Origin of the sequence: Aeromonas eucrenophila (genome assembly GCF_000819865.1) — a bacterium.
Taxonomy (GTDB): domain Bacteria; phylum Pseudomonadota; class Gammaproteobacteria; order Enterobacterales; family Aeromonadaceae; genus Aeromonas; species Aeromonas eucrenophila.
In genome coordinates, this window is record NZ_CDDF01000018.1 from 104859 (window position 1) to 130509 (window position 25651).

The following is a 25651-nucleotide window of genomic DNA, read 5'->3' on the forward strand; positions in this document are numbered from 1 at the left end:
ATTGGGTACACATATGAATATCTGGACTCTGGGTGATGCGGTGGTGGATCTGCTGCCGCTGGAAAATATGCAATATGAAGCCTGTGCGGGCGGGGCGCCGGTCAACGTCGCCGTCGGTGCCGCCCTGCTCGGCCAACCGAGCGGCTTTATTGGTCGGGTAGGAAAGGATGCGTTCGGTTATTTCCTGCGAGACACCATGGCGGCCGCCGGGGTAAATACCAAGCACATGGAATTCGATCCCAAATATCGCACCAGCACGGTTCTGGTCTCACTCGAAAAGCAGGGTGAGCGTCATTTCGAATTTCTCGTCAACCCGTCCGCGGATCAATTCCTGAGCCCTACCGCCCTGCCGGAACTGGGTCGGGACATTCTGCACTGCTGCTCCCTCGCCCTGGTCGCCGCCGAATGCCGCCAGACCCTGGAGCAGGCGGTGACACAACTGCGGGATGCGCACGGCATGTTGAGCTTCGACATCAACCTCAGACCCCAGATGTGGGCCGATCAGGGGGAGATGCTGACCCGCATCGACCAGCTGGCGCGGCAATCCGACATCCTGAAGATGTCGGAGGAGGAGCTGCACTGGCTCACCCAGAGCCAGGGGATGGAGGCGGCGCTGCAACGGCTGGCGGCCTACCCGGCGCCCCTGAAGATCATCACCCGGGGGGCCGAGGGAGCCCTGGTGCTCTGGCAAGACCGGGTGCTCGCGTTCACCAGCTATAGCGTGGAGAGCATGGACACCACGGGGGCCGGCGACGCCTTCATGGCGGGCCTGCTGGCCGCCATCGCGGCCCACGGCTGGCCCGGGGATGAGGCCGCGATCTGCACCCTGATGACACAGGCGAGTGCCTGTGGCGCCCTGGCGACGACCCGAAAAGGCGCCCTGAAGGCCCTGCCAAACAAGGAGGCCCTAAACGCCTTCATCGATTCACAACCAACCCTCGATTTCGAATCCCAAATAGCACCAGTAAAATAATAAATAAGGTGCATGGACCAGATAGAACACTCTGACTCACTCTGTACTTGGAATTAGACATGAAAATAAATATGCCCTTCGGCAACAGCAAATATTGCTATTCATCCGGATACTTATTGTTTTTCTTCGCCGCCTGGTCCCTCTGGTGGTCCTTTTATGCCATTTATTTGAAAAATAAAATTGGCCTGTCGGGCACCGATCTCGGCATGCTCTATTCCGTCAATCAGTTCTTCAGCATGATATTCATGATTGGCTATGGCTTTATTCAGGATAAGCTCGGCACCAAGAAGACCCTGATCTGGTTGATAGGCATCGTCATCACCCTGACGGGCCCCTTCCTGATCTATGTGTATGAACCGCTGCTGGTCTCCAACTTCAAGCTGGCCATGGTGCTCGGCGCCATCTTCTTCGGGGTGGGTTATCTGGCCGGCTACGGCCTGGTGGACAGTTTCGTCGAGAAGATCAGCCGTCGCTTCAACTTCGAGTTCGGTACAGCCCGCTTCTGGGGCTGCCTCGGCTATGCCGCGGGAACCTTCGTCGGCGGCATCTTCTTCAGCATCAATCCGCACATCAACTTCTGGTGCGTCTCTGTCATGGGGGTGCTGTTCCTCGCTATCAACCTGCTGTTCAAGACCGACGACGCCGCCGGCCAGGTCGCCAGGGTCGAATCCAGCCAGATGGAAGCCATCACCAGACAAGACTTCGTCACCATCTTCAAGGACCGCCAGTTCTGGTGCTTCGTGGTGTTCGTGGTCGGCACCTGGTCGTTCTACAACATCTACGACAACCAGATGTTCCCGGTCTTCTACGCCGGCCTGTTCGAGGATCCCGAGCTGGCGCCCCGCGTCTACGGCTACCTCAACTCCCTGCAGGTGGTGCTTGAAGCCATCGGCATGGCGCTGATCCCCTTCGTGATCAATCGCATCGGGCCCAAATCCGCACTGTTGCTCGCCGGCATGATCATGACGATCCGGATCCTGGGCTCGGCGCTGTTCACCGATGTCTACGTCATCTCCTTCATCAAGATGCTGCATGCCCTGGAGGTACCGCTGTTCATCATCTCGGTGTTCAAGTTCAGTGTGGCCAACTTCGACAAGCGGCTCTCCTCCACCATGTATCTGGTCGGGTTCAACATCGCCAGCTCCATCGGGATCATACTGCTGTCGCTGCCCATGGGACGCCTGTTCGACAAGGTGGGGTACCAGTCCATCTTCTTCATCATGGCCGGCATAGTGGTCACGACCATAGTGTTTGGGTGTGCGACCCTGAGCAAGAAGCACCATGAGGTCGAGAAGTTGACCCCCGTAACCGGTTGATCCCCAACAATGCGACCAAGGGAGCCAGTGGCTCCCTTTTTCTATGCCACATTGTGATTTACGCGCCGACCTCCGGCCCCCGCCAGCACTAAAGCCAGGAGGATGGGCAGCAGCGTCAGGGCGAAGGTCCCCTCCATAGCCCGGGTCAGTGCCGCCTCATCACCACCGCCCGCCAGCCAGACGAACAGGCCGCCGAGCCCGGCAACGCCCGTCAGCTGACCCAGGTTGCGCGACAGGGTCAGCAGGCCCGCCACGGCGCCCCGGCTCTGCTCCGTCGATGCCCCGACCACGGCACTGTTGTTGGCGGTCTGGAACAGGGCGTAGCCGGCCGTCATCAGCAATATGGGCAGCAGATACCCGAGCGGCCCCAGACCCGCGGCCAGGGTCGCGAACACGAGGGCGGCGATCGCCATGGCCCCCAGTCCCAGCCGCACCACGGGCCTGGCTCCCAGCCTGTCCACCAGCCAACCGGCGGGCATCCCCGCCAACGCGGCCAGCAGCGGGCCGCCCGAGATCCAGAGCCCGACGGTCACCATGTCGAGGCCGAACACCCCCTGCAGATAGAAGGGGCCCACCAGCAGGGTCACCACCATCACGCTCGCCACCAGGCCGCTGCCGAGCAGGCCACCCCGCAGCGCGGGCTCCCGCAGCAGCGCCAGTGGCAACAGGGGGGCGCTAGCGTTGCGCTCACAGCGCACAAAGAGCACGGCGGCGAGCACGGCGATCGGGAGCAGCCAGAGCAGACGCCCGCCCCCCGCACTCAGCAGCAAGCCATAGCAGAGCAGCGTGATCACCAGTGCCAGCAGGCTGCCGGGGTTGATGCCCTCGCCCTTTCGCCCCGGCTCATCCGCCGGCAAGCCCACCAGTGCGGCGCCCAGTGCCAGCAGGCCGAGGGGAACCAGCAACAAGAAGGGAGCCTGCCAGCCGAGGGTACCGATCAGCAGGCCACCGAAGGAGGGGCCGAGCGCGGTGCCGCAGGCTGACAGGGTGCCGAGCAGCCCCATTCCCCAACCACGCCGCGCCGGCGGCACCAGTTGCCCCACCATGGCCAGCGCCAGGGAGAGCATGCAGGCCGCGCCGATCCCCTGCAGCACTCGGGCACCGATCAACCAGCCGATGCCGGGTGCCAGGGCGCACAGCAGGGAGGCCAGCGCAAAGAGCGCCAGCCCCCACAGCAGCAAGCGGCGACGACCGAATCGATCGCCCAGCCGCCCGCTCACCACCGTCAGACAGCTGATCCCCAGCAGATAGGCCACCAGCACCCATTGCAGGCTGGACAGGGAGACGGCGAACGCCTGCCCCAGCGCCGGCAGCACCAGGTTGGCCATGCTGCCCGCCAGCATGGGCAGCAGGGTGCAGAGCCCGAGCGCCAGCAGGCCGGTGCGACGGGTCGTCGCGGCAGAAAGTGAGATGGAATGGAACATGACATGCACTCGGCGAGGAAAGATGTCGACAAGGCTAGCCAGCGTGCCGAGCGGGCGGAAGACGCATGGCTTGCAGCTTATCCGTGCATCTGGCGCCATATACGGTAACACCGCATCCTGTATGCTAAGCACTGAGGGCCCGGAGATTCACTCGCAGGCTCCAACTCGGCGAAGGCACGCTCATGACAACACCGGACTTCAACCTGCTGATCACCCTGGATGCCCTGCTCGATGAGGGCAGCGTGGCCGGCGCCGCCAGACGGCTGCACCTCAGCCCCTCCGCCATGAGCCGTGCCCTGGCCCGGCTGCGCGCGACCACGGGGGATCCCCTGCTGGTGCGGGCGGGCCGGGGTCTGGTGCCCACCCCCCGCGCGCTGGCGCTGCGCGAGCAGGTCAGCCAGCTGGTGCAAGATGCCGAGGCCGTGCTGCGCCCCGAGCGGGAGATAGATCCGGCTCATCTGGTGCGCACCTTCCGTCTGCGCGCCAGCGATGGCTTCGTGGAGAGCGTCGGTGCGGCCCTGCTGGCCCGGCTCGCCGTCGAAGCTCCCGGGGTTCGGCTGCACTTCGTGGCCAAGCCCGACAAGGAGAGCGGCCCCTTGCGCGGCGGCGAGCTGGATTTCGAGACCGGAGTGATCGGGGCCAACACGGCGCCCGAGCTCCATACCCAGGCCTTGTTCCACGACCATTTCATCGCCGTGGTGAGGCCGGGCCACCCCCTGTGCGAAGGGCCCCTGACAGCCGCCCGCTACGCCGCCGCCCGCCACATCATGGTGTCGCGCCGTGCTCAAGAGCACGGTCCCATCGATCAGGCGCTCGCCGCCCTCAAGCTGGAGCGCACCATCACCACCCTGGTGCCCGGCTTTGCCACGGCGCTGGCCCTGGTGCGGGGTAGCGATCTGGTGGCGACCGTGCCCGAGCTGCACTGCGCCAGCCTGCATGACGCCCTGGTGCGGCTGCCCCTCCCCTTCCCCCTGCCCGGCATCACCCTGGCCCTGCTCTGGCACCCACGATTGGACGCCGATCCGGCCCACCGCTGGCTGCGCCGCCTCATCCGCGAGACCTGTGCCAGACCCCCCTATGCCACGCGGCAGAGTGGTGACAGGAGTGATGAAAGTTAACAACCGATTGAGCGCCCACAGAACCACTCCCCGCTAGCCCGATCCCCTCCCGCATGTCGATGGCTGGCCCGGTGGCGGCCATGCTCCCTCCATCAGCCTCAATCAATCCCCTCATTCCGCTGGCGTGGCCAATTTGACTACTGGTATACCTATTTATAAATAGCTTTCAATTTCACCAAACCACCCCTTTGGGGATATATAAAGAGACACTTGATTTGCATCAATTGCCCGCCCCCTCCAACTGGGTAGCCTAACCCCAGAATGATGTTTTATTACTCCAATCCAGAGGCAATCATGAGCAAAGTCAGACTGGCCGTCATAGGTAACGGCATGGTGGGGCACCGCTTCATCGAAGAGTTGATCGAACGGTCCGATCCCGGCCAGTTCGAGATCACCGTCTTCGGTGCAGAACCCCGTCCCGCCTACGATCGTGTCCATCTCTCCTCCTACTTCTCCCACCACACCAGCGAAGATCTCTCCCTCGTCAAACCCGGTTTCTACGAGAAGCACGGCATCCGCCTGCTGCTCGGCGAGGCGGTCAAGCTGATCGATCGCGCCAAGCGCGAAGTGCACTCCAACAAGGGCACCGTGGTCGAGTATGACAAGCTGGTACTGGCCACCGGCTCCTACCCCTGGGTGCCGCCGATCAAGGGCAGCGAGCATCATGAATGCTTCGTCTACCGCACCATCGAGGATCTGAAAGCCATCCGCAGCGCCGCCAAGAGCGGCAAGAACGGGGTGGTGATCGGCGGTGGCCTGCTCGGTCTGGAAGCGGCGGGTGCCCTCAAGGCCCTGGGCCTCGAGACCCACGTGGTGGAATTTGCCCCGGTATTGATGGCGGAACAGCTCGACGGTCAGGGTGGCCAGCTGCTGCGCCGCAAGATCGAATCCATGGGCGTGCAGGTACACACCAGCAAGAGCACCAGCGAGATCCTGATGCACGGCGGCAAGGAGGCCAAGCATCGCCTCGCCTTCGCCGACGGCAGCCAGCTTGAAGTGGACGTGGTGGTCTTCTCCACCGGGATCCGCCCGCAAGACACCCTCGGCCGTTACTCTGAGCTGACCATCGCCGACCGTGGCGGCGTGCTGATCGACGATCACTGCCTCACCTCCGACCCCGACATCTATGCCATCGGCGAGTGCGCCGCCTGGCAGGGTCGCTTCTTCGGCCTGGTGGCACCGGGCTACAAGATGGCCCAGGTCACCGTCGATCACCTGCTCGGTGGCGACAACCGCTTCGAAGGGGCGGACATGAGCGCCAAGCTGAAGCTGCTCGGCGTCTCCGTCGGCTCCATCGGCGATGCCCATGGCCGCACTCCCGGCAGTCACAGCTATGTGTTCCAGGACGACCAGGCCGGCGTCTACAAGAAAATCGTGGTGAGCGAAGACAACAGCCGCCTGCTCGGTGCCGTGCTGGTCGGTGACGTCGATGACTACGGCAACCTGCTGCAGCTGATGCTCAACGCCATACCGCTGCCCGCCCACCCGGATACCCTGATCCTGCCTGCCTACGCCGGTGCCAAGCCGACCCTGGGGGTCGACGCCCTGCCCGCCAGCGCCCAGATCTGCTCCTGCTTCGACGTCTCCAAGGGCGACATCGCCCAGGCGGTCGCCGAGGGTCACACCACCCTGGCCGCCATCAAGCAGCACACCAAGGCCGGTACCGGCTGCGGCGGCTGCGTGCCCCTCATCAGCCAGGTGCTCAACGCCGAGCTGGTGAAACAGGGCATCGAGGTCAACAACCACCTGTGCGGCCACTTCTCCTACTCCCGCCAGGAGCTGTTCCACCTGGTCAAGGTGGAAGGGATCAAGAGCTTCGACGAGCTGCTGCGCAAGCACGGTCAGGGTTACGGCTGCGAGGTGTGCAAACCCACGGTCGGCTCCATCCTCGCCTCCTGCTGGAACGACTATGTGCTGACCCCGCAGAACACCCAGCTGCAGGACACCAACGACATCTTCCTCGGCAACATGCAAAAGGACGGCACCTACTCCGTCATCCCGCGCATGGCCGGTGGTGAGGTGACCCCGGAAGGCCTGCTGGCGGTGGCCGAAGTAGCCCGCGACTACAAGCTCTACACCAAGATCACCGGTGCCCAGCGCATCGGCCTGTTCGGTGCCCAGAAAGACGATCTGCCCGCCATCTGGCGCAAGTTGCTGGCCGCCGGCTTCGAGACCGGTCAGGCCTACGCCAAGGCGCTGCGCATGGCCAAGACCTGTGTCGGCAGCACCTGGTGCCGCTTCGGCGTGCAGGACAGCGTCGGCCTCGGGGTCTTCCTCGAGAACCGCTACAAGGGCATCCGCACCCCGCACAAGATGAAGTTCGGTGTCTCCGGCTGTACACGCGAATGCGCGGAAGCCCAGGGCAAGGACGTCGGCATCATCGCCACGGACGCGGGCTGGAACCTCTATGTGGGCGGCAACGGTGGCATGAAGCCGCGCCACGCCGACCTGCTCGCCTCGGATCTGGACCGCGAGAGCCTGATCAAGCTGATCGACCGTTTCATGATGTTCTACGTCACCAGCGCCGACAAACTGCAACGCACCTCGGTCTGGCTCGGCAACCTGGAAGGGGGCGTCGACTACCTGCGCGAGGTGATAGTCGACGACAAGCTGGGACTGAATGCCACCCTGGAGCACGACATCCAGGTGCTGATCGACAGCTACGAATGCGAATGGTCCCGCACCCTGAATGAAGAGGAGCAGCTCAAGCGCTTCAGCCACTTCATCAACAGCGGCAAGCGCGATCCGGACGTGCAGTTCGTCACCGAACGTGAGCAGCACAGACCGGCCACCCCGGCCGAGCGCATCCCCGTCTACCAGATCGACATGGAGGCAAAGTGATGAAACTCGCATGCCAACTCAATGATATTTTTCCGGGTACAGGCGTTTGCGCCCTGCTCGAAGGTCGCCAGATCGCGCTGTTCCGCCCGAGCGAAGCGGCCGAGGTGTTCGCCATCGACAATCAGGACCCCTTCTTCGCCGCCAACGTGCTGTCGCGGGGCCTCATCTGCGAGCACGAGGGCGAGCTCTGGGTCGCCAGCCCGCTCAAGAAGCAGCACTTTCGCCTGAGCGACGGCCACTGCCTCGAAAATGCGGCCATGTCAGTGCAGGGCTACCCGGTCGAAGTACGTGACCAGCAGGTCTGGGTCGCCGTCTAACACCATGAATATCAGGGCTGCCCGCGGGCGGCCCCTCTAAAGAGAATCCATATGTATACCGACAGCATCAACAAGTGCGCCGCCAACGCGGCCCGCATCAACCGCTTCGAGCGCAGCGACAAGCTCGGCTTCTGGCTCAGCTCCGCCATGGCGGGGGCCTATGTGGGCCTCGGCATCATCCTCATCTTCACCCTGGGCAACCTGGTGGATCCCAGCGTGCGTCCGCTGGTGATGGGGGCCACCTTCGGCATCGCCCTGACCCTGGTGATCATCGCCGGCTCCGAGCTGTTCACCGGCCACACCATGTTCCTCACCTTCGGGGTGAAGACGGGCAAGATCTCCATGGGGGATCTGCTACGCATCCTGCCCCAGACCTGGGCCGGCAACCTGCTCGGTTCCATCGCGGTGGCGCTGATCTACTCCTACGGCGGCAGCCTGCTGCCGGACGCGGGCAGCCTGGCCCACAAGGTGGCGCTGGCCAAGACCCAGGCCCCGGCCCTGACCCTGTTCATGAAGGGCATACTCTGTAACTGGCTGGTCTGCCTCGCCATCTGGATGGCACTGCGCACCGAGGGTGCCGCCAAGTTCATCGCCATCTGGTGGTGCCTGCTGGCCTTCATCGCCTCCGGCTACGAGCACTCGGTCGCCAACATGACCTTGTTCGCCCTCTCCTGGTTCGGCGCTCACTCAGACGCCTACACCTTGGGCGGCATCGGTCACAACCTGCTCTGGGTGACCCTCGGCAATACCGTCTCCGGCGCCCTCTTCATGGGTCTGGGCTACTGGTATGCCACCCCCAAGGCGGAGCGCCCGGTTGCCGTGACCGAGAACACCGTCAGCCAGACTCAAACCGCCTGATCCGGAGGTCCCATGGACTACTTGCCCATCTTCTGTCGACTCGATAACAAACCCGTGCTGCTGGTCGGCGGCGGCGACGTGGCGGAGCGCAAGGCGCGCCTGCTGCTGGACGCCGGTGCCCGCCTGACGGTGGTGTCTCCCGAGCTCGACCCCGAGCTGGCCGAGCTGGCCACCAACGGGACCATCGAGTGGCTGGTCGGCGAATTCGAGCCGGTGCAGCTGGCGGGCAAGTGGTTGGTGGTGGCCGCCACCGACAGGCGCGAGGTCAATGCGCTGGTATACCAGAGTGCCAACCAGGCCGGCATCTTCGCCAACGTGGTGGATGACCCCAAGCGATCCAGCTTCATCATGCCGTCGATCATAGACCGCTCGCCGCTGATGGTTGCCATCTCCTCCGGCGGCAAGGCCCCGGTGCTGGCTCGCCTGCTGCGCGAGAAGCTGGAGGCCCTGCTGCCCCAGCATCTCGGCGCCGTGGCAGCCTTCGCCGGCGGCCTGCGGGAGCGGGTCAAGGCCCGCTTCGCCACCATGGGGGAGCGCCGCCAGTTCTGGGAGCGCCTGCTCGGCGCCGACCGGCTCGGTCAGGCGCTGGCACGAGGGGATCAAGCCTCGGCCAATCAGCTGGCCGACAACCTGTTCGCCGAGGAGGGGGCCAGCCAGGGTGAAGTGATCCTGGTGGGTGCCGGCCCCGGTGATCCCGGTCTGCTCACCCTGCACGCCCTGCGCCAGATGCAGCAGGCGGACGTGGTGGTCTATGACCGGTTGGTATCGGACGAGGTGATGGCCCTGGTGCGGCGGGATGCCAAGCGCATCTTCGTCGGCAAGCAGGCGGGCAACCACTGCGTGCCCCAGGAGGGCATCAACCAGCTGCTGCTGGATGAGGCGAAAAAGGGGCAGCGGGTGGTGCGGCTGAAGGGGGGCGACCCCTTCATCTTCGGTCGCGGCGGCGAGGAGCTGGAGACGCTGGTCGGCAGCGGTGTGGGCTTCCAGGTGGTGCCGGGGATCACGGCGGCGAGCGGCTGCGCCGCCTACGCCGGCATCCCGCTGACCCACCGGGATCATGCCCAGAGCGTGCGCTTCGTCACCGCTCACGGCAAGGGTGGCACCCAGGATCTCGACTGGCCCCTGCTGGCCCGGGACAAGCAGACCCTGGTGTTCTATATGGGGCTATCAAGCTGCGCCACCATCCGCGAGCAACTGATGGCTCACGGCAAGGAGGGGGACACCCCGGTGGCTCTGGTCGAGCGCGGCACCCAGCCCTGCCAGCGGGTCATTCGCGGCACCCTTGACCAGTTGCCCGAGCTGGCCGTCGGCGTCGAGAGCCCGGCCCTCATCATGGTGGGCTCCGTCGTCACACTGGCCGACAAGCTCGCCTGGTTCGGACAGGCCAAGGCGCCGTCACGGATAGCGGCATCGGCCTGAGAGGACCAACCCCGCCTGTATTGACAACGCCACCCTGAGGGTGGCGTTTCTTTTACTGCGTTGACTGTCATAACCTCTTGTTTTGAGTCTGGTATCCTATGGGGCATGGCCAGCCGGCCCACCGAATTCGAATTCAGGAAACCTGTTGCATGTCTCTCCCCGCCAAGAACAGCGCCAAACAGCGTGAACACGACAGATCCCGCATCCTCAGCCTGCTGCTGGCCGACGATGCCCTCACCGACAGCCTGCTCGATCCGCAAGGGGTACAGGATGCCGAGCTGCGGGATCAGACCAGCGAGCTGACGCGGCTGGTCAACAGCCTGCCGGCCGCCGACATCGCCGATGCGCTGGAATCCCTGCCACCGGACGAGCGCCACGTGCTCTGGCAGCAGGTGGACCCGGAGAAACATGGCCAGATCCTGGTCGAGGCCTCGGAGACAGTGTGGGACAGCCTGATCAGCGGCATGAGCGACAAGGAGCTGCTGCAGGCCCTGCGCAGCCTCGACATCGACGATCAGATCTACCTCGGCCAATACCTGCCCCGCAACCTGATGGGACGGCTGCTCACCTCCATGGCCCCCGATCAGCGCGACCGGGTGCGGGAGGTGATCCGCTACGGCAAGCACACGGTCGGCGCCATGATGGACTTCGAGATCATCACGGTGCGGGCCGAGATAAGCCTGGCGACGGTGCAGCGCTATCTACGCCAGCTCGGCAAGATCCCCGTCAACACCGACAAGCTGTTCGTCACCGATCGCCGCAACCGGCTGCAGGGGGAGCTGCCGCTCACCACAGTGTTGCTGCACAAGCCCGCGACCAAGGTGAGCGAGGTGATGGAGCGCAACCCCGTCACCTTCGATCCGGAAGACAACGACGAGGCGGCGGCCCGTACCTTCGAGCGGGACGATCTCGTCTCCGCCGCCGTGGTGGATGCCAAGGGCAAGCTGATGGGGCGGCTCACCGTCGCCGAGGTGGTGGATCTGGTCTATGAGGAGAGCGACACAGATCTGCGCCGCATGGGGGGGATCAGCGAGGACGAGGACATCTTTGCCCCCGTCAGCAAGGCGGTGAAGACGCGCTGGGCCTGGCTCGCCCTCAACCTCTGTACCGCCTTCATGGCCTCCCGGGTCATAGGGCTGTTCGAGCACAGCATCTCGCAGTTGGTGGCACTGGCGGCGCTGATGCCCATAGTCGCGGGGATAGGCGGCAACACCGGCAACCAGACCATCACCATGATAGTGCGGGCGCTGGCGCTGCAGCACATCCAGCCGGGCAACGTCTCCTTCCTGCTGTGGCGCGAGCTGGGGGTGGCGCTGGTCAATGGTCTGGTGTGGGGCGGCACCATGGGGGTCGCCACCTACTTCCTCTATCAGGATGCCCAGCTCGGCGCCGTGATGACGCTCGCCATGATGCTGAACCTGCTGGTCGCGGCCCTGATGGGGGTCATCATCCCCATGACCATGACTCGCCTCGGCCGGGATCCGGCGGTGGGGGCCAGCGTGATGATCACCGCCATCACCGACACCGGTGGCTTCTTCATCTTCCTCGGCCTCGCGACCCTGTTCCTGCTCTAGGGGCGGCCCACCCGATGAAGAAGGGAGCCTGTACGGCTCCCTTCTTTCCTTTGTGGTGCCAAGTCGTTGTCGAATATGGGAATGCATCCTGCCACCCCGGCCGCAAAAGCGGTGATTCCTTGACCAGAACAAGGAATATTCGTTGAAATGCCCCCCCCACTCCTTATACTGGATCCCACCTGTTTCCAGCGGTGGATCTGACTCAATGGAATACAATACTTCAGAACTGTGCGACATCTATCAGGACATGGTGGATGTGCTCGAACCCATGCTCTGCTCCTTCGGCGGACGCGCCTCCTTCGGCGGTGTCATCACCACGATCAAATGCTTCGAATCGAATGGCCTCATCCGTGAACTGGTCAAGGAGAACGGCATCGGCCGCGTCTTGCTGATCGACGGCGGCGGCTCCATGCGCCGGGCGCTGATCGACAGCGAGATCGCCACCACGGCGGCAGAGAATGGCTGGGAAGGCATCGTCTGCTACGGCTGTGTGCGTGAGGTCGACATCCTGGAAGATCTGGACATCGGCATCCAGGCTCTGGCGGCCATCCCGGTCGGCGCCGACAGCAAGGACGTGGGGGAGACCGATCTGCCGGTCAACTTCGGCGGCGTCACCTTCCTGCCGGATGATCACCTCTATGCCGACACCACTGGGGTGATCCTCTCCCCCGATGCACTCGACATCGAATAAACCGACACAGACTGAAGATGGGAGCCTTGGCTCCCATTTTTTATGGCCGTCATTTAGCGGCAAGCGGCTGAAAAAAGACAAAAAAAGAGGGCCAGTAAACTACTGGCCCCTTAACTGGAAGCAATGTGAGCAATGTCGTGCCTTCACAAGAAGTCCATCACGTTGGAACGAATGAAGTCTTTCCCGGAAAACAAGTTAACAATAATCATTCTCATTTGACTGTGCAAGTTTTATTTACCAGAAATGCAAAAAAAATGACCACCCTGGGGTGGTCATCTTCATCAGGCCTGACGGCTCGCGGTCTGCAAACCGGCGATGCCGGCCTCTCCCACCAGCTTGCGGCTGAGGTAGCGCAGCAGCACGCCGTAGAGCGGCACGAACAACCCCAGGCTTATCAGCAGCTTGAACACATAATCTACGGTCGCTATCTCGACCCAGTGCTCGGCCATGAAGGGATCCGTGCTGCGCCAGAAGGCGATGCTGAAGAAGGCGATGGTGTCCACCAGGTTGCCGAACAGGGTCGAGGCCGCCGGTGCCACCCACCAGGCCTTGAGCAGCCGCAGGCGGTTGAACACCACCACGTCCATGAACTGGCCCACCAGATAGGCCATGAAGCTGGCCAGGGCGATGCGCGCCACGAACAGGTTGAACTCCGCCAGGTTGCCCATGCCCTGGTAGCTGCCCTCGAAGAACAGCACCGAGAGCACGTAGGAAACCGCCAGCGCAGGCAGCATCACGGTCTGGATGATCTTGCGCGCCAGCCCGGCGCCGAAGATCCGCACCGTCAGATCGGTGGCCAGAAAGATGAACGGGAAGCTGAAGGCGCCCCAGGTGGTGTGGAAGCCAAAGATGGTGATCGGCAGCTGCACCAGATAGTTGCTGCTGGCAATGATCAAAATGTGGAACAACGAGAGACGCACCAGCGCCGTCTGGTGCTGAGCAGGGGTCAGATTCATATTGTGACCTTTTTGGTTAATGGGGTTAGGGAACCCATACCGCCACCATGGCGATAATTGAGGGGCGAGATTATACGCCCCAAAACTGATAGTTCAATCCTTATGCTGCCGGCCGAGCCAGAGCACCACCTCGTTATCATCCGGGTGCACCGCCTCCAGCCAGCAGCCACCGTGATGCTCGAACTCCAGCCGCAGCGGGCTGCCCTCAAACGCCAGCAGCCAGCTGTGGCGATCCGCCCCCCAGTCCCGCTCGACGGGCTCTAGCTCCCACGCCTTCAACAAGGCATCGGCCAGGGTAGGGAAGTTGTCCCAACAGAGCCCGGGGCAGTCCAGCATCAGCACCGCTGGCTCCATGTTTACCTGCGTGATATGCCAAGTCATCTTTCATCCCTCCACTGCTGCATCTCTCAGCTACTGCAAGAAAGCTCGCCGCCGCAATACCAGGCAGGTGCCGGGGTGGCGAGATCCTCATATTCCGGTTGCTCGTCGTAGGGGCGCCGCAGGGCCGCAAACAGCCGCTCGAACGGCGCCATGTCGCCCCGCTCGGCGGCCGCTATCACCTGTTGGGCCAGGGCGTTGCGCAGCACGTACTTGGGATTGACCGCGTCCATCCGCCCCTTGCGGGCAACGTCTTCACTCCCTTCCCGGATCAGGCGCTCCCGATAGCTCGTCAGCCACTCCTGCCAGAGGGCTGGATCCGGCAGCAGCGCCAGCAAGGGGGCGGGCCAGTCTCCTGCAAGGGTCAGCTCACCCAACCGGCGCAGGAAGAGGTGATAGTCCACTCGCTGGTTCGCCAGCAGCTGGAACAGCTCGCGGAACAGGGCCGGATCCTGATCCTCCCAAGTGCCCAGGCCGAGCTTTTCACGCATCAGCTCCGAGTAGTGCAGCATCAGCTGGTGCTCGTACTGGGCCAGCGCCCCTGCCAGAGCCTCGCCCTCCACCTGGCCCGCCAGCGCCTGGGCGAGCTTTTGCAGGTTCCAGTAGCCGACCGCCGGCTGCTGATCCAGTGCGTAGCGACCGCCCGGATCCGAGTGATTGCAGACAAAGTCCGGCACATAGGCGTCGATGAAGCCGTAGGGGCCGTAATCCAGGGTCAGCCCCAGCAGGGACATGTTGTCGGTGTTCAGCACCCCGTGGCAGAAGCCGGCGGCCTGCCACTTGGCGATGAGCCGCGCGGTGCGCCGCACCACCTCGGTAAACAGCTCGGCCCCGTCGTTCAGTTCGGGGAAGTGGTGGCGCAGCAGGTAGTCGATGAGGGCGGGGATCTTCTCCCCCTGCCCGCTCCAGGCGAAATACTCGACGTGGCCGAAGCGCAGGTGACTCGGCGCTGTGCGCAGCACGGTCGCCCCGCTCTCGGTCTGCTCCCGGTAGATGGGCTCGTCACTGCCCACCAGCACCAAAGCGCGGGTGCTGGGGATGCCGAGGGCGTGCAGTGCTTCCGAGGCCAAGTACTCGCGGATGCTGGAGCGCAGCACCGCCCGGCCATCGCCGAAGCGGGAGAAGGGCGTCTTGCCCGCCCCCTTCAGGTGCAGATCCCAGCGGCTGCCATCGGGGGCTTGTTGCTCCCCGAGCAACATGGCGCGGCCATCGCCGAGCCGCGGGCTGTAGCCGCCGAACTGATGGCCCGCATAGACCTGGGCCACCGGCTGCATGTCCGCCAGCGGTTGGCCCAGGCCGCAACAGGCGAGCCAGTCCGCCTCGCTGACCTCATCCAGCCCCAGCTCGCGCAGCAAGTCGTGGTTGAGGTGCAGCAGTCTGGCGTTGTGCAGGGGTTGGGGCGCCACGGCTTCACAGGCCCAGGGCAGTTCGGTGGCGAAAGTATTGATCAGCTTCATGGTGGTGAGGGTCGTCCCTGCGTATGCTCGTGTCACTCTTTATACCGCCGTTGTCCCCTCTTGGGCCAACGCGGATGACGCTATTTCTATTTCAAATCGAGGAAAATGAAGATGCAAAAATGGGTCTATGTCCTGCCACTGCTGGCACTGTTCTCGGGTCAGCACGCCAGGGCGGCCGATGTGGACGCGGGCAAGGCGAAGGCCGTGCTGTGCGCCGCCTGCCATGGACCCGAGGGCAAGGCCAGCGTGCCCATCTATCCCAATCTGGCGGGACAGAATGCCCCCTATCTCCTCAAGCAACTGAAGGCGTTCAAGGACGGTCAGCGCAAGGATCCCATGATGGCGCCCTTTATGGCACCGCTGACCGAGGCGGATCTGGAGAATCTGGCCGCTTACTACGCCAGCCTGAAGCAGTGAAAAATATCGTCTATATAGTGAATTAATTCACCAGGCTCTCACAAGACAGCTCGTTCCGCTGCCTTTGACGAGGTGGTCGCCCACCCGATTGGGCATCAGTTGCTCGCCTTCGGTCATCGGCATCGCCGCTGACCCCATCTCCCCCTGTGGCTCCGCTACCGGCGGGAGATCGTCTTCCTGAAAGGCACTTCTACCGCCGGCAGTACTCGATGATCAGGTCCATAAAGGCCTCGCCGAAGCGCTCCAGCTTGCGGTGGCCGACCCCGTTCACCGCCAGCAGCTCGTCTTCCGTCATCGGCATGAGTTGCGCCATCTCCACCAGGGTGGCGTCGTTGAACACCACGTAGGGCGGCACCTCTTCCTCCTCGGCGATCTGCTTGCGCAGGTTGCGCAGCTCCTTGAACAGCCGCTTGTCGTAGTTCGCGCTGTCGAGCAGGCTGCTGCGCTTCTCCTTGCGACTGGAGATGGGCTGCAGCCGCGGCACCGCCAGGGTCAGCGCCAGCTCGCCGCGCAGCACAGGGCGGGCCGCCTCGGTCAGCTGCAACACCAGGTTGCGGGTGATGTTCTGGGTCAGCAGCCCCTTGTGGATCAGCTGGCGGATGACGCTCATCCAGTATTCGTGGCTCTGATCCTTGCCGATGCCGTAGGTCGACAACTTGTCGTGGCCGTGATCCTTGATGCGCTGGTTGAGCGAGCCGCGCAGCACCTCCACCACGTAGCCCACCCCGAAGTTCTGCCCCACCCGCCAGACGCAGGAGAGCGCCTTCTGAGCGTCTTGGGTGCCGTCGTAGCTCTTGGGAGGATCCAGGCAGATGTCGCAGTTGCCGCAGGGCTTGTCGTTGTACTCGCCGAAGTAGTTCAGCAGCACCTGGCGGCGGCAGGTCTGCGCCTCGGCGAAGGCCGCCATCACGTTCAACTTGTACTGCTCGACCTGCAGCTGCTGCGGGTTCTCGATGTTGTCGAGCAGGCGGCGCACCCGACCTATGTCGGCGGGATCGTACAGCAGCAGCGCCTCGGCCGGGGTGCCGTCGCGACCCGCACGACCGGTCTCCTGATAGTAGGATTCGATGTTCTTGGGGATGTCGTAGTGCACCACGAAGCGCACGTTCGGCTTGTCGATGCCCATGCCGAACGCCACCGTCGCCACCACTATCTCGACGTCGTCCTTGAGGAAGGCATCCTGGGTGCGCAGCCGTTGCTCCAGCGGCAGGCCCGCATGGTAGGGCGCCGCCTTGCAGCCGTGGCGGGAGAGGCGCTCCGCCACCTCCTCCACCCGGTTGCGGCTGGAGCAGTAGACGATGCCGCAGTTGCCCTTCTGGCTCTGCACGTAGCGCAGCAGCTGCTCCGCCGCCTTGAACTTCTCCACCAGGCTGTAACGGATGTTCGGTCTGTCGAAGCTGGCGGTGTGGATAAAGGGGTCATTGAGCTCAAGCCGGTGCAGCATGTCGCTGCGGGTCGCGTCGTCGGCGGTGGCGGTGAGTGCCACCACGGGCACCTGAGGGAACCACTGCTTTAGCCGCCCGAGCGCTGCGTATTCCGGCCGAAAATCGTGCCCCCACTGGGAGACGCAATGGGCCTCGTCGATGGCGAACAGGCCGAGCGGCAGCTCCGCCAGCCGATCCATGAACTCGTGCTGCAACAGCCTTTCCGGCGAGACATAGACCAGCTTGATCTCGCCGCGGCGCATGGCGGCGAAGTTCTGGATCATCTCCTCCCGGCTCAGGGCCGAGTTGATATAGACCGCCGCCACGCCGTTGGCGCGCAGGCTATCGACCTGATCCTTCATCAGCGAGATAAGGGGGGATACCACGACCCCCAGACCGGGGCGCAGCAGGGCCGGGATCTGGTAGCAGAGCGACTTGCCGCCGCCGGTGGGCTTGAGCACCAAAGCATCGCGTCCCGCCACTATCTGCTCGATGATCTCCAGCTGGCCCGGCCGGAATTGCTGGTAGCCGAACACCGCCTGCAGCAGGGCAAGTGGCGTCTCTGGCACAGCATCGGGCTGAGAGTCGGGCTGGATGTCGGCGATGGCGGTCATGGGCTCTCCTTTGGGGTCGCCATTCTAAAGCAGCCGCCGCTCACAATAAACCTGCCATTGCGACTGTTACGGAACTGTTGCAGACTGGCTGGAGTTTTTACTCGGCTTGACTGCCAGGGATTGGGATCAGGGAATGAAACACATGCTGAAGAAGATGGCGCTCAGTGGCATCGCCAACCTGTTTGCCGAGCGGATGCCATTCAACAAGCTGATCGGCATGCAGGTGACTCACTATGACTTCGAAAAGGTGGAGCTGCGCATCAAGATGGAAGACAAGCTCATCGGCAACCCCTTCCACAACATCCTGCACGGGGGCGTCACCGCCAGCCTGCTGGACGTGGCAGGGGGCATGATAGTGGCCGCCTCCTGCATCGACGAGCTGGAGGACTTCTCCCCCAGCTATCTCAAGGAGCGCTTCTCCCGCCTCGGTACCATAGATCTGCGGGTCGACTACCTGCGTCCCGGCCGCGGCAACGAGTTCATCGCCACCGCCCACATCATCCGTGCCGGCAGCAAGGTGGCCGTCGCCCGCATGGAACTGCACAACGAGGAGGGGACTCACATCGCCTTCGGAACCGGTACTTATCTCGTCGGCTAAGGGCTTTATTGCATAAAAAATGCACTTCTAAGCTGATTTTAATCAATAGAATCCCTACCCCCGCGCCGTCTCGGGGTCCATACTGAAAGTCGGGATTGTGTGCAGAGGGAGGATTGCAGACGATGAGCGCGACACTGGCTACCAAACCATCCAGAGCCTTACTGACACAGCTCGAGTTCATGCTCGACGAGGTGCATACACCTGAGTGTCGCCACTGGTTGGAACAGGAGCTGGAGGGGTATTCTCTTTGCTCGCCCCTGCCTTGGTATCGCATCATCGCCTGTCGGCAACGCGGTCACTTCTTGAACCTGAAGACGGGAAAATTTTTGACCTGCCATATCGGCAGTCAAACGCTGAGCCAACGCGACCTGGCCCAAGTTCAGTTCATCTATGCCCGTGAACCCGCCGCCCACTATTTACTGCGTCATGATTCCGGTATAGAACCCTGGCCAGAACAGCTGCTGGAAGCGTATCGAGAGCAGTTGATCCCCGGCCATCTCTGCCTGCAAGCCTGGCATGAGCCCGTGTCTTCGTTGCGCTCACAACTGGTGGAGGGTCTCGGCCACTTCATCAGCGAGTACCCCAAGCATGCGGCCCTGCAAACTCAACACGGCTTCAAGGCATTGCGCCATCAACACTGGCACATCTAAGCAAGCGCCTTGGGCGCAAGGAGGGCACCATAGACAAGACCCACAACGAGATTGCCACAATCTAGAGTGCCGGAGTCAACATCAGACTCCACCAGTGGGCCACCGAGCGGTGGCCCTTTTACTGGCTGGCATTCGGTCCGGGCAATGCATCGAGGTCGATCCTGCCTTAGGTTGACCGAAGTCCCGGCCAGATTTCAAATGCGAAAAGGCCGCTCTACGAGCGGCCTTTTCTAATATGGTCGGTGTGAGAGGATTCGAACCTCCGACCCCTTCGTCCCGAACGAAGTGCGCTACCAAGCTGCGCTACACACCGATGTCTGCGGGGCGAGAATTTACCGAAAGCCCCGACCATACACAAGCCTTTTTTGTCTCTGGCGGGAAAAAATCACTTATCGCTCAACAATTCAGCATTTTTCGCACGCTCGGCATGGGCTGCAACAGGAGAGGGCCGTGATCCCCCTTACACCGGTAGCTGGAACTCGACCGGCCCCAGCAGACGGCGCCGCCAATCCGCCACCACCCCGTGCTCCAGCCAGTTGGCCGCGTGCTGGCGCCAGTTCGGCGAGAGCGCCGAGTTATCCAGCAGCAACTGCAGGTCATCCTCGTTGCGCACCTGGTTGAACAGGATGTCGGCGGTGCGCTTCACTGTCAGTTCGGGATAGGGCCTGTCGACCAGTTGCAGCTCGGCACCCGGCGCCACCTCACCCTCCTCCAGCACTCGCAGCAGCCAGCCACAACGGCCATTGAGCTGCATCACCTGCGAGAGGTGCGCATAGCCAAAGCGCTGATTCAGCTTGAAGCAAGGGGATCTCGGCTGGCTGATCTGGATCAGGGCCTCGCCGAGGCGGTAGACATCGCCGATGCAGGCTTGCGTCTCGGTCAGCCCGAGGCCGGAGAGGTTCTCGCCAAAGGCGGCCGGTTGCCAGGGAGTGCGGGGAATGGGCAAGCCCAGCGCACGTTGCCAGGTCTGCCACCAGAGATAGTGATCGGCGGGATAATAATGCAGCGCTCTGTCCGGGCCACCGTGATGGCGCTGGTCGCTCTGCTCATCGCCAGCCAGACCCGAGAAACTGCACCACAGGGGCCTGTCGGCGGCTTGCTTGTGGATGGCACTGACGAGGCCGGGAGCCAATTCGGGATTCAGTTCGGCGCCTTGGCCAATAAAGAGGGAGATCCGCATTCTATCCTCCTGCTGGATGAGAGAATGCGGATCTTAGGGGCTGTCGACGCTTGGACGCAAGCCCCAAACAGGACGTCAGGCGACGGCTTGCATCTGGGTAGTCATGGCGATCTCGGCGCGGCGGCGTTTCTCCGCCCTGGCCATCAAATACCAGCTACTGAAGGTGAACAGCGACACCGACAGCAGGATCAGGCTGGCCACCGCGTTGATCTCGGGTTTCACGCCGAGGCGCACCGCCGAGAAGACTTCCATCGGCAGGGTGGTAGAGCCAGGACCCGACACGAAGCTCGCCAGCACCAGATCATCGAGCGACAGGGCGAAGGACATCATGCCACCCGCCGCCAGCGAGGGGGCTATCATCGGGATGGTGATCAGGAAGAACACCTTCCAGGGTTTGGCCCCCAGATCCATGGCCGCCTCCTCGATGGAGAGATCCAGTTCCCGCAGTCGTGCCGACACCACGATCGCCACGTAGGCGGTACAGAAGGTGGTGTGAGCGATCCAGATGGTCAACATGCCCCGCTCGGCCGGCCAGCCAATCAGCTGGGCCATGGCCACGAACAGCAGCAGCAGTGACAGACCGGTGATCACCTCCGGCATGACCAGGGGCGCCGTCACCAGGCCCCCGAACAGGGTGCGGCCGCGGAAGTGCGGGATCCGGGTCAGCACGAAGGCCGCCATGGTTCCCAGCGCCACCGCCGCGATGGCGGTATAGAAGGCGATCTCCAGCGAGCGCAACACAGAGCCAATCAGCTGCTTGTTGTCGAGCAGGCCGAAGTACCACTTCAGGGACCAGCCTCCCCACACCGTCACCAGCTTGGAGGCGTTGAAGGAGTAGATCACCATGATCAGCATGGGCAGGTAGATAAACAGCAACCCCAGCCACAGCATCAGCTTGGCAAAACCGAAGCGCCTCATACTTTACCCTCCAGCTCTTTGGCCTGGTTGCAGTTGAACAGGGATGACAGGGGGACTATCAGCAGCTCCTTTTTCATACCTTGCCCTCCAATTCCTTCGCCTGGTTGCGGTTGAACAGGATAATCGGGACTATCAGCACCGCCAGCATCACCACCGCCAAGGCGGAAGCCACCGGCCAGTCACGGTTGTTGAAGAACTCCTGCCACAGCACCTTGCCGATCATCAGGGTCTCGGGGCCGCCGAGCAGTTCCGGGATGACGAACTCACCCACCACGGGGATGAACACCAGCATGCAGCCAGCGATGATGCCGTTCTTGGAGAGCGGTACCGTGATCTGCCAGAACCGGGTCAGGTTGCGGGCGCCGAGATCCGAGGCCGCCTCCAGCAGGCTCTGATCGTGTTTGACCAGGTTGGCGTAGAGCGGCAGCACCATGAACGGCAGGTAGGAGTAAACGATGCCGATATAGACCGCCAGATTGGTGTTGAGGATGGTCAGCGGCTCGTCGATCAGGCCAATGCCCATCAGCAGGCTGTTGAGCAGGCCGTTGTTGCTGAGGATCCCCATCCAGGCGTAGACCCGAATCAGGATCGCGGTCCAGGTCGGCATCATGATGAGCAGCAGCAGAACGGTCTGGGTCTCCTTGTTGGCCCGGGCGATGGAATAGGCCATGGGATAGCCGATCAGCAGACAGAGAATGGTGCTGATGAGGGCCATCTTGAGGGAGCCAAGGTAGGCCGCGATGTAGAGTTCATCCTCCTGCAACAGCAGGTAGTTGCCCATGTTGAGCAGGATGGTGAGCTGATTGTCGGCCCAGCTCACCACGTCGGTGTAGGGCGGGATGGCCACGTCCGCTTCGGCGAAGCTGATCTTCACCACTATGATGAAGGGCAGCAGGAAGAACAGGAACAGCCAGAAGAAGGGCACGCCGATCACCAGCTGGCGCCCGCCCAGTCGCTTCAGTCGTCTCAATGCCTTCATGATTGCAACACCACGCCGCTGTCATCTTCCCAATAGAGGAACACCTGGTCATCCCAGGTCGGCCGCTTGCCGTGGCGTTCGGCATTGGCGATGAAGGCCTGCACGATTTTGCCCGAAGGCAGCTGGATGTGATAAACGGAGTGGCCGCCGAGGTAGGCGATGTCGTAGACCAGCCCCTTGGTCCAGTTGAAGTCGGGATGCTCCAGATCGCTCGGTTTCTGGGTGCTCATCAGCAGCTTCTCGGGACGCAGGGCGTAGGTCACCTTCTTGTTTTCGGCGCGGGAGCTGATGCCGTGGCCCACGTAGATGGGCTGCTCCAGATCCGCACAGGCGATGGTGGCGTGGTCCTGCTCATCTTCCACCAGCAGGCCGTCAAACAGGTTGACGTTGCCGATGAACTCACACACCAGGCGGCTGGCCGGGGTCTCGTAGATGTCCATCGGGCTGCCGATCTGTTCGATGCAGCCCAGGTGCATGATGGCGATCCGTTCGGCCATGGTCATGGCCTCTTCCTGATCGTGGGTCACCATGACGCAGGTCACGCCGACTCGCTCGATGATCTCCACCAGTTCGAGCTGCATCCTGGAGCGCAGCTTCTTGTCCAGCGCGCCCATGGGTTCATCCAGCAGCAGCAGCTTGGGGCGCTTGGCCAGGGAACGGGCCAGTGCCACCCGCTGGCGCTGGCCACCGGACAGCTGGTGCGGCTTGCGGCGGGCATACTGGGTCATCTGCACCAGCTTGAGCATCTCCTCGACCTGCGCATCGATCTCGGCCTTGGGCAGCCCATCCTGCTTGAGGCCGAAGGCGATGTTCTGTGCCACCGTCATGTGGGGGAACAGGGCGTAGGACTGGAACATCATGTTGATCGGACGCTCGTAGGGCGGCATGTCGGTAATGTCGACCCCGTCCAGGAACAGACGCCCCTCGGTGGGGCGCTCGAACCCGGCCAGCATCCGCAGCAGGGTGGACTTGCCGGAGCCGGAGCCACCCAGCAAGGCGAAGATCTCGCCCTTATGGATGTTGAGAGAGACGTTGTCGACCGCCAGCGTTTCGTCGAACTGCTTGCTAACCCTGTCTATTTTGACCAGCACTTCTTTACGCTGCTGGCTGCCCTCGAGGGCTTTCTTGTAGGCACTGGAGGCTATCGCCATTACCAAACTCCCAAACGTGATACCGATACAATCTGGCGCCCCGGGATGGGCGCCAAGGTTAGGTTCCGGACTTGATCTTGGTCCAACTCCGGGTGATCAGGCGCTGCACCGAACGCGGATGTGCATCCTGCACATAGAGCCGCTCCAGCACTGCCTGGGGGGGATAGACTGATTCGTCATCGCGCACGCGCTTGTCCATGAATTCTCCCGCCTTGGTGTTGGGGTTCGCATACCCCACGTAGTCGCTCACCTTGGCGATCACTTCCGGCTCGAGAATATAGTTGATCAGGGCGTGTGCCTCTTTGACGTTGGTGGCGTCCACCGGGATGGCCATCATGTCGAACCAGAGGTTGCCACCCTCCTTCGGGATGCTGTAGGCGATCTTGATCCCCTTGCCCGCCTCGTCGGCACGGGCCGCGGCCTGCAGTATGTCACCGGAGAAACCGGCGGCGACGCAGATGTCGCCGTTGGCCAGATCGCCGATGTACTTGGAGGAGTGGAAGTAGGCCACATAGGGGCGCACCTTCAACAGCAGCTCCTCGGCACGCTTGAGATCGGCCGGCTCATGGCTGTTGGGGCTGAGGCCGAGGTAGTTCAACGCAGCCGGGATCATCTCGTCCGCCGAGTCGAGGAAGGCGACGCCGCAGTGGGACAGCTTCTTCATGTTTTCCGGCTCGAAGATGACGGCCCAGGAGTCAATCTTGTCGACCCCGAGCACGGCCTTCACCTTCTCGACGTTGTAACCTATGCCGTTGGTACCCCACAGATAGGGCACGGCGTATTGATGACCCGGATCCACCTTGTCGAGCTGCTTGAGCAGCATGGGATCCAGGTTGGCCATGTTCGGCAGCAGAGCGGGATCCAGCTTCTGGAAGGCCCCCGCCTTGATCTGTTTGGCCAGGAAATTGTTGGAGGGCACGACCAGATCGTAACCGGTTCGCCCGGTCAGCAGCTTGCCTTCCAGCGTCTCGTTGGAGTCGAACACGTCGTAGACGGTCTTGATCCCGGTCTTCTGCTGAAAGTCACTGAGGGTGGTCTCGCCGATATAATCGGACCAGTTGTAAAAATGAACCACAGGGGCTGCCTGGGTCAGATTTGCAAACCCCAGGGTCAGGGCCAGCGTTGCTATCTTGGTCATGTGCACTTTGATCAGTCCTCATATTGTGATTTTGCCAGTCGCGCATCCATACACGCCGTCCAACCTGTTCGGGTGGTCACTACCCTCCCGGCCGAACTGCGGACCGGGAGGGGCACTCGTCACTTACTTGCTACTTGCCTGATTTGATCTTGGTCCAGCTGCGGGTCATCAGACGCTGCACCTTGGCCGGCAGATCCGGGAAGACGTACAGCTTCGCCAGGACCTCATCGCTCGGGTAGATACCCGGGTCGTTGCGGATCGCCTCCGAGACCAGCGGCACCGAGGCCTTGTTCCCGCTCGGATAGCTGACCGCATCCGAGATCTTGGCAATCACCTCAGGCTTCATCAGATAGTTGAGGAAGACATGGGCCTCTTCCACGTTCTTCGCATCGGCCGGGATGGCCAGCATGTCGAAGAAGCTGCCTGCCCCCTCTTTCGGGATCACATAGGTCAGATTGACACCGTTTTTGGCCTCGATCGCCCTGGACTTGGATTGCTGCAAGTCCCCGGAGTAACCGACCGCCACGCACAGGTTGCCGTTGGCCAGATCCGAAATGTATTTCGAAGAGTGGAAATAGGCGGTATAGGGACGGATGGAGAGGAACAACTCCTCCGCCTTCTTCAACTCATCCGGCTTCTGGCTATCCGGTTTGAAGCCCAGATATTGCAGGGCCGCCGGCAGCATTTCGGTCGGTGAGTCGAGGAAGGAGACACCGCACTCCTTCAACTTGGCCATATTTTCCGGCTTGAACACCAGATCCCAGGAGTTCACCGGCGCATCGGCACCCAGCACCGCCTTCACCTTGTCGATGTTGTAGGCGTAGCCGATGGTGCCCCACAGGTAGGGGATGGAGTACAAGTTGCCCGGGTCACTCGGCTCGAGCGCCTTGAGCAAGGTAGTGTCCAGGTTCTTCCAGTTCGACAGCTTGGCGCGGTCCAGCTTCTGGAACACCCCGGCCTTGATCTGCTTGGCCAGGAAGGGGTTCGATGGCACTACGATGTCATAGCCCGAACTGCCCGCCAGCAACTTGGCTTCCAGCACCTCGTTGCTGTCGAACACGTCATAGATGACCTTGATGCCCGTCTCTTTCTGGAAATCTTCCAGGGTATTTGGCGCGATATAGTCGCTCCAGTTGTAGACGTGCAGTACCTTGTCATCGGCCATCGCCCCAGTACTGACCATGACCAGCGCCACTGAGGCGGCCAGCATTCCCGTTTTAAAAGACATAGTCCTTGTCTCCTAAGCAAATTGTATGCGTA

At 62.5% G+C, this 25651-nt stretch carries 23 protein-coding genes and 1 tRNA gene; 12 read left to right on the plus strand and 12 right to left on the minus strand.

The features are described from left to right. Positions 1-13 precede the first annotated feature (13 nt). Positions 14-973 carry an aminoimidazole riboside kinase gene (locus BN1124_RS19155; RefSeq protein WP_042644560.1) on the plus strand — a complete coding sequence of 320 codons (960 nt, stop codon included), beginning with the start codon at positions 14-16 and terminating at the stop codon, positions 971-973. Positions 974-1044: 71 nt separating this feature from the next. Next, entirely contained in the window at positions 1045-2289 is a 1245-nt protein-coding gene (locus BN1124_RS19160) for an oligosaccharide MFS transporter (RefSeq protein ID WP_231553680.1), read from the plus strand. Between the two features lie 41 nt (positions 2290-2330). Here the strand turns inward: BN1124_RS19160 and BN1124_RS19165 are convergent, their stop codons facing one another. Beyond that, the gene (locus BN1124_RS19165; RefSeq protein WP_042644564.1) at positions 2331-3713 is read right to left on the minus strand and encodes an MFS transporter; all 1383 of its coding nucleotides are present in this window, start codon (positions 3711-3713) and stop codon (positions 2331-2333) included. Between the two features lie 182 nt (positions 3714-3895). On the opposite strand from BN1124_RS19165, the gene BN1124_RS19170 reads away from it, so the two are divergent. The 7 genes from BN1124_RS19170 to rraA all read left to right on the plus strand — a co-directional run bounded on the left by BN1124_RS19170 (position 3896) and on the right by rraA (position 12531). Then, a complete protein-coding gene (locus tag BN1124_RS19170; RefSeq protein WP_042644566.1) occupies positions 3896-4831 on the plus strand; it encodes a LysR family transcriptional regulator in 936 nt (311 codons plus the stop codon). Positions 4832-5125: 294 nt separating this feature from the next. After that, positions 5126-7672 (plus strand): nitrite reductase large subunit NirB, encoded by a 2547-nt coding sequence (nirB, locus tag BN1124_RS19175; RefSeq protein ID WP_042644568.1) that lies wholly within the window; start codon positions 5126-5128, stop codon positions 7670-7672. After that, positions 7672-7989, plus strand: a complete 318-nt coding sequence (gene nirD / locus BN1124_RS19180) for a nitrite reductase small subunit NirD (protein WP_042644570.1) — start codon at positions 7672-7674, stop codon at positions 7987-7989. Before nirB ends, nirD begins: the two co-directional genes overlap by 1 nt. A gap of 51 nt (positions 7990-8040) precedes the next feature. Continuing rightward, complete coding sequence (gene nirC, locus BN1124_RS19185; RefSeq protein ID WP_042644572.1) at positions 8041-8847, plus strand: nitrite transporter NirC; 807 nt, start codon at positions 8041-8043, stop codon at positions 8845-8847. Positions 8848-8859: 12 nt separating this feature from the next. Continuing rightward, complete coding sequence (cysG, locus tag BN1124_RS19190) at positions 8860-10266, plus strand: siroheme synthase CysG (RefSeq protein ID WP_042644574.1); 1407 nt, start codon at positions 8860-8862, stop codon at positions 10264-10266. 149 nt (positions 10267-10415) lie between these two features. After that, the gene (mgtE, locus tag BN1124_RS19195) at positions 10416-11840 is read left to right on the plus strand and encodes a magnesium transporter (protein WP_042644576.1); all 1425 of its coding nucleotides are present in this window, start codon (positions 10416-10418) and stop codon (positions 11838-11840) included. 205 nt (positions 11841-12045) lie between these two features. Continuing rightward, positions 12046-12531, plus strand: a complete 486-nt coding sequence (gene rraA / locus BN1124_RS19200) for a ribonuclease E activity regulator RraA (RefSeq protein ID WP_042644578.1) — start codon at positions 12046-12048, stop codon at positions 12529-12531. A gap of 281 nt (positions 12532-12812) precedes the next feature. On the opposite strand, the gene BN1124_RS19205 is transcribed toward rraA, so the two are convergent. The 3 genes from BN1124_RS19205 to BN1124_RS19215 all read right to left on the minus strand — a co-directional run bounded on the left by BN1124_RS19205 (position 12813) and on the right by BN1124_RS19215 (position 15322). Beyond that, positions 12813-13487 (minus strand): 7-cyano-7-deazaguanine/7-aminomethyl-7-deazaguanine transporter, encoded by a 675-nt coding sequence (locus BN1124_RS19205; RefSeq protein ID WP_033128995.1) that lies wholly within the window; start codon positions 13485-13487, stop codon positions 12813-12815. 93 nt (positions 13488-13580) lie between these two features. Further along, positions 13581-13868: a DUF3630 family protein gene (locus BN1124_RS19210; RefSeq protein WP_042644580.1), complete on the minus strand. Its 288-nt coding sequence runs from the start codon at positions 13866-13868 to the stop codon at positions 13581-13583. Between the two features lie 26 nt (positions 13869-13894). Next, positions 13895-15322 carry a protein adenylyltransferase SelO gene (locus tag BN1124_RS19215; protein ID WP_042644582.1) on the minus strand — a complete coding sequence of 476 codons (1428 nt, stop codon included), beginning with the start codon at positions 15320-15322 and terminating at the stop codon, positions 13895-13897. A 111-nt stretch (positions 15323-15433) separates the two neighbouring features. Here BN1124_RS19215 and BN1124_RS19220 point away from each other — a divergent pair, with 111 nt between their 5' ends. Next, positions 15434-15739: a c-type cytochrome gene (locus BN1124_RS19220; protein WP_033128998.1), complete on the plus strand. Its 306-nt coding sequence runs from the start codon at positions 15434-15436 to the stop codon at positions 15737-15739. A gap of 190 nt (positions 15740-15929) precedes the next feature. Here the strand turns inward: BN1124_RS19220 and recQ are convergent, their stop codons facing one another. Next, positions 15930-17777, minus strand: a complete 1848-nt coding sequence (gene recQ, locus BN1124_RS19225) for an ATP-dependent DNA helicase RecQ (RefSeq protein WP_042644584.1) — start codon at positions 17775-17777, stop codon at positions 15930-15932. A gap of 133 nt (positions 17778-17910) precedes the next feature. Here recQ and BN1124_RS19230 point away from each other — a divergent pair, with 133 nt between their 5' ends. After that, complete coding sequence (locus tag BN1124_RS19230; protein WP_033129000.1) at positions 17911-18375, plus strand: thioesterase family protein; 465 nt, start codon at positions 17911-17913, stop codon at positions 18373-18375. Positions 18376-18497: 122 nt separating this feature from the next. Next, entirely contained in the window at positions 18498-19025 is a 528-nt protein-coding gene (locus tag BN1124_RS19235; RefSeq protein WP_033129001.1) for an AbiTii domain-containing protein, read from the plus strand. Between the two features lie 236 nt (positions 19026-19261). On the opposite strand, the gene BN1124_RS19240 is transcribed toward BN1124_RS19235, so the two are convergent. The 7 genes from BN1124_RS19240 to BN1124_RS19270 form a co-directional block, all read right to left on the minus strand. Then, positions 19262-19338: transfer RNA gene (locus BN1124_RS19240), tRNA-Pro, on the minus strand. A 147-nt stretch (positions 19339-19485) separates the two neighbouring features. Beyond that, on the minus strand, positions 19486-20205 hold the full coding sequence (locus tag BN1124_RS19245; protein ID WP_042644586.1) for an MOSC domain-containing protein: 720 nt from the start codon (positions 20203-20205) through the stop codon (positions 19486-19488). A gap of 75 nt (positions 20206-20280) precedes the next feature. Then, on the minus strand, positions 20281-21123 hold the full coding sequence (locus BN1124_RS19250) for an ABC transporter permease subunit (RefSeq protein WP_042644588.1): 843 nt from the start codon (positions 21121-21123) through the stop codon (positions 20281-20283). A gap of 73 nt (positions 21124-21196) precedes the next feature. Further along, entirely contained in the window at positions 21197-22102 is a 906-nt protein-coding gene (locus BN1124_RS19255) for an ABC transporter permease subunit (RefSeq protein ID WP_042644590.1), read from the minus strand. Further along, the gene (gene potA / locus BN1124_RS19260; protein WP_042644592.1) at positions 22099-23253 is read right to left on the minus strand and encodes a polyamine ABC transporter ATP-binding protein; all 1155 of its coding nucleotides are present in this window, start codon (positions 23251-23253) and stop codon (positions 22099-22101) included. Before potA ends, BN1124_RS19255 begins: the two co-directional genes overlap by 4 nt. A gap of 58 nt (positions 23254-23311) precedes the next feature. After that, positions 23312-24391 (minus strand): polyamine ABC transporter substrate-binding protein, encoded by a 1080-nt coding sequence (locus BN1124_RS19265; RefSeq protein ID WP_231553678.1) that lies wholly within the window; start codon positions 24389-24391, stop codon positions 23312-23314. 130 nt (positions 24392-24521) lie between these two features. After that, positions 24522-25619, minus strand: coding sequence for an extracellular solute-binding protein (locus tag BN1124_RS19270; protein ID WP_042644596.1), 1098 nt, complete (start codon positions 25617-25619; stop codon positions 24522-24524). Positions 25620-25651: the final 32 nt, after the last annotated feature.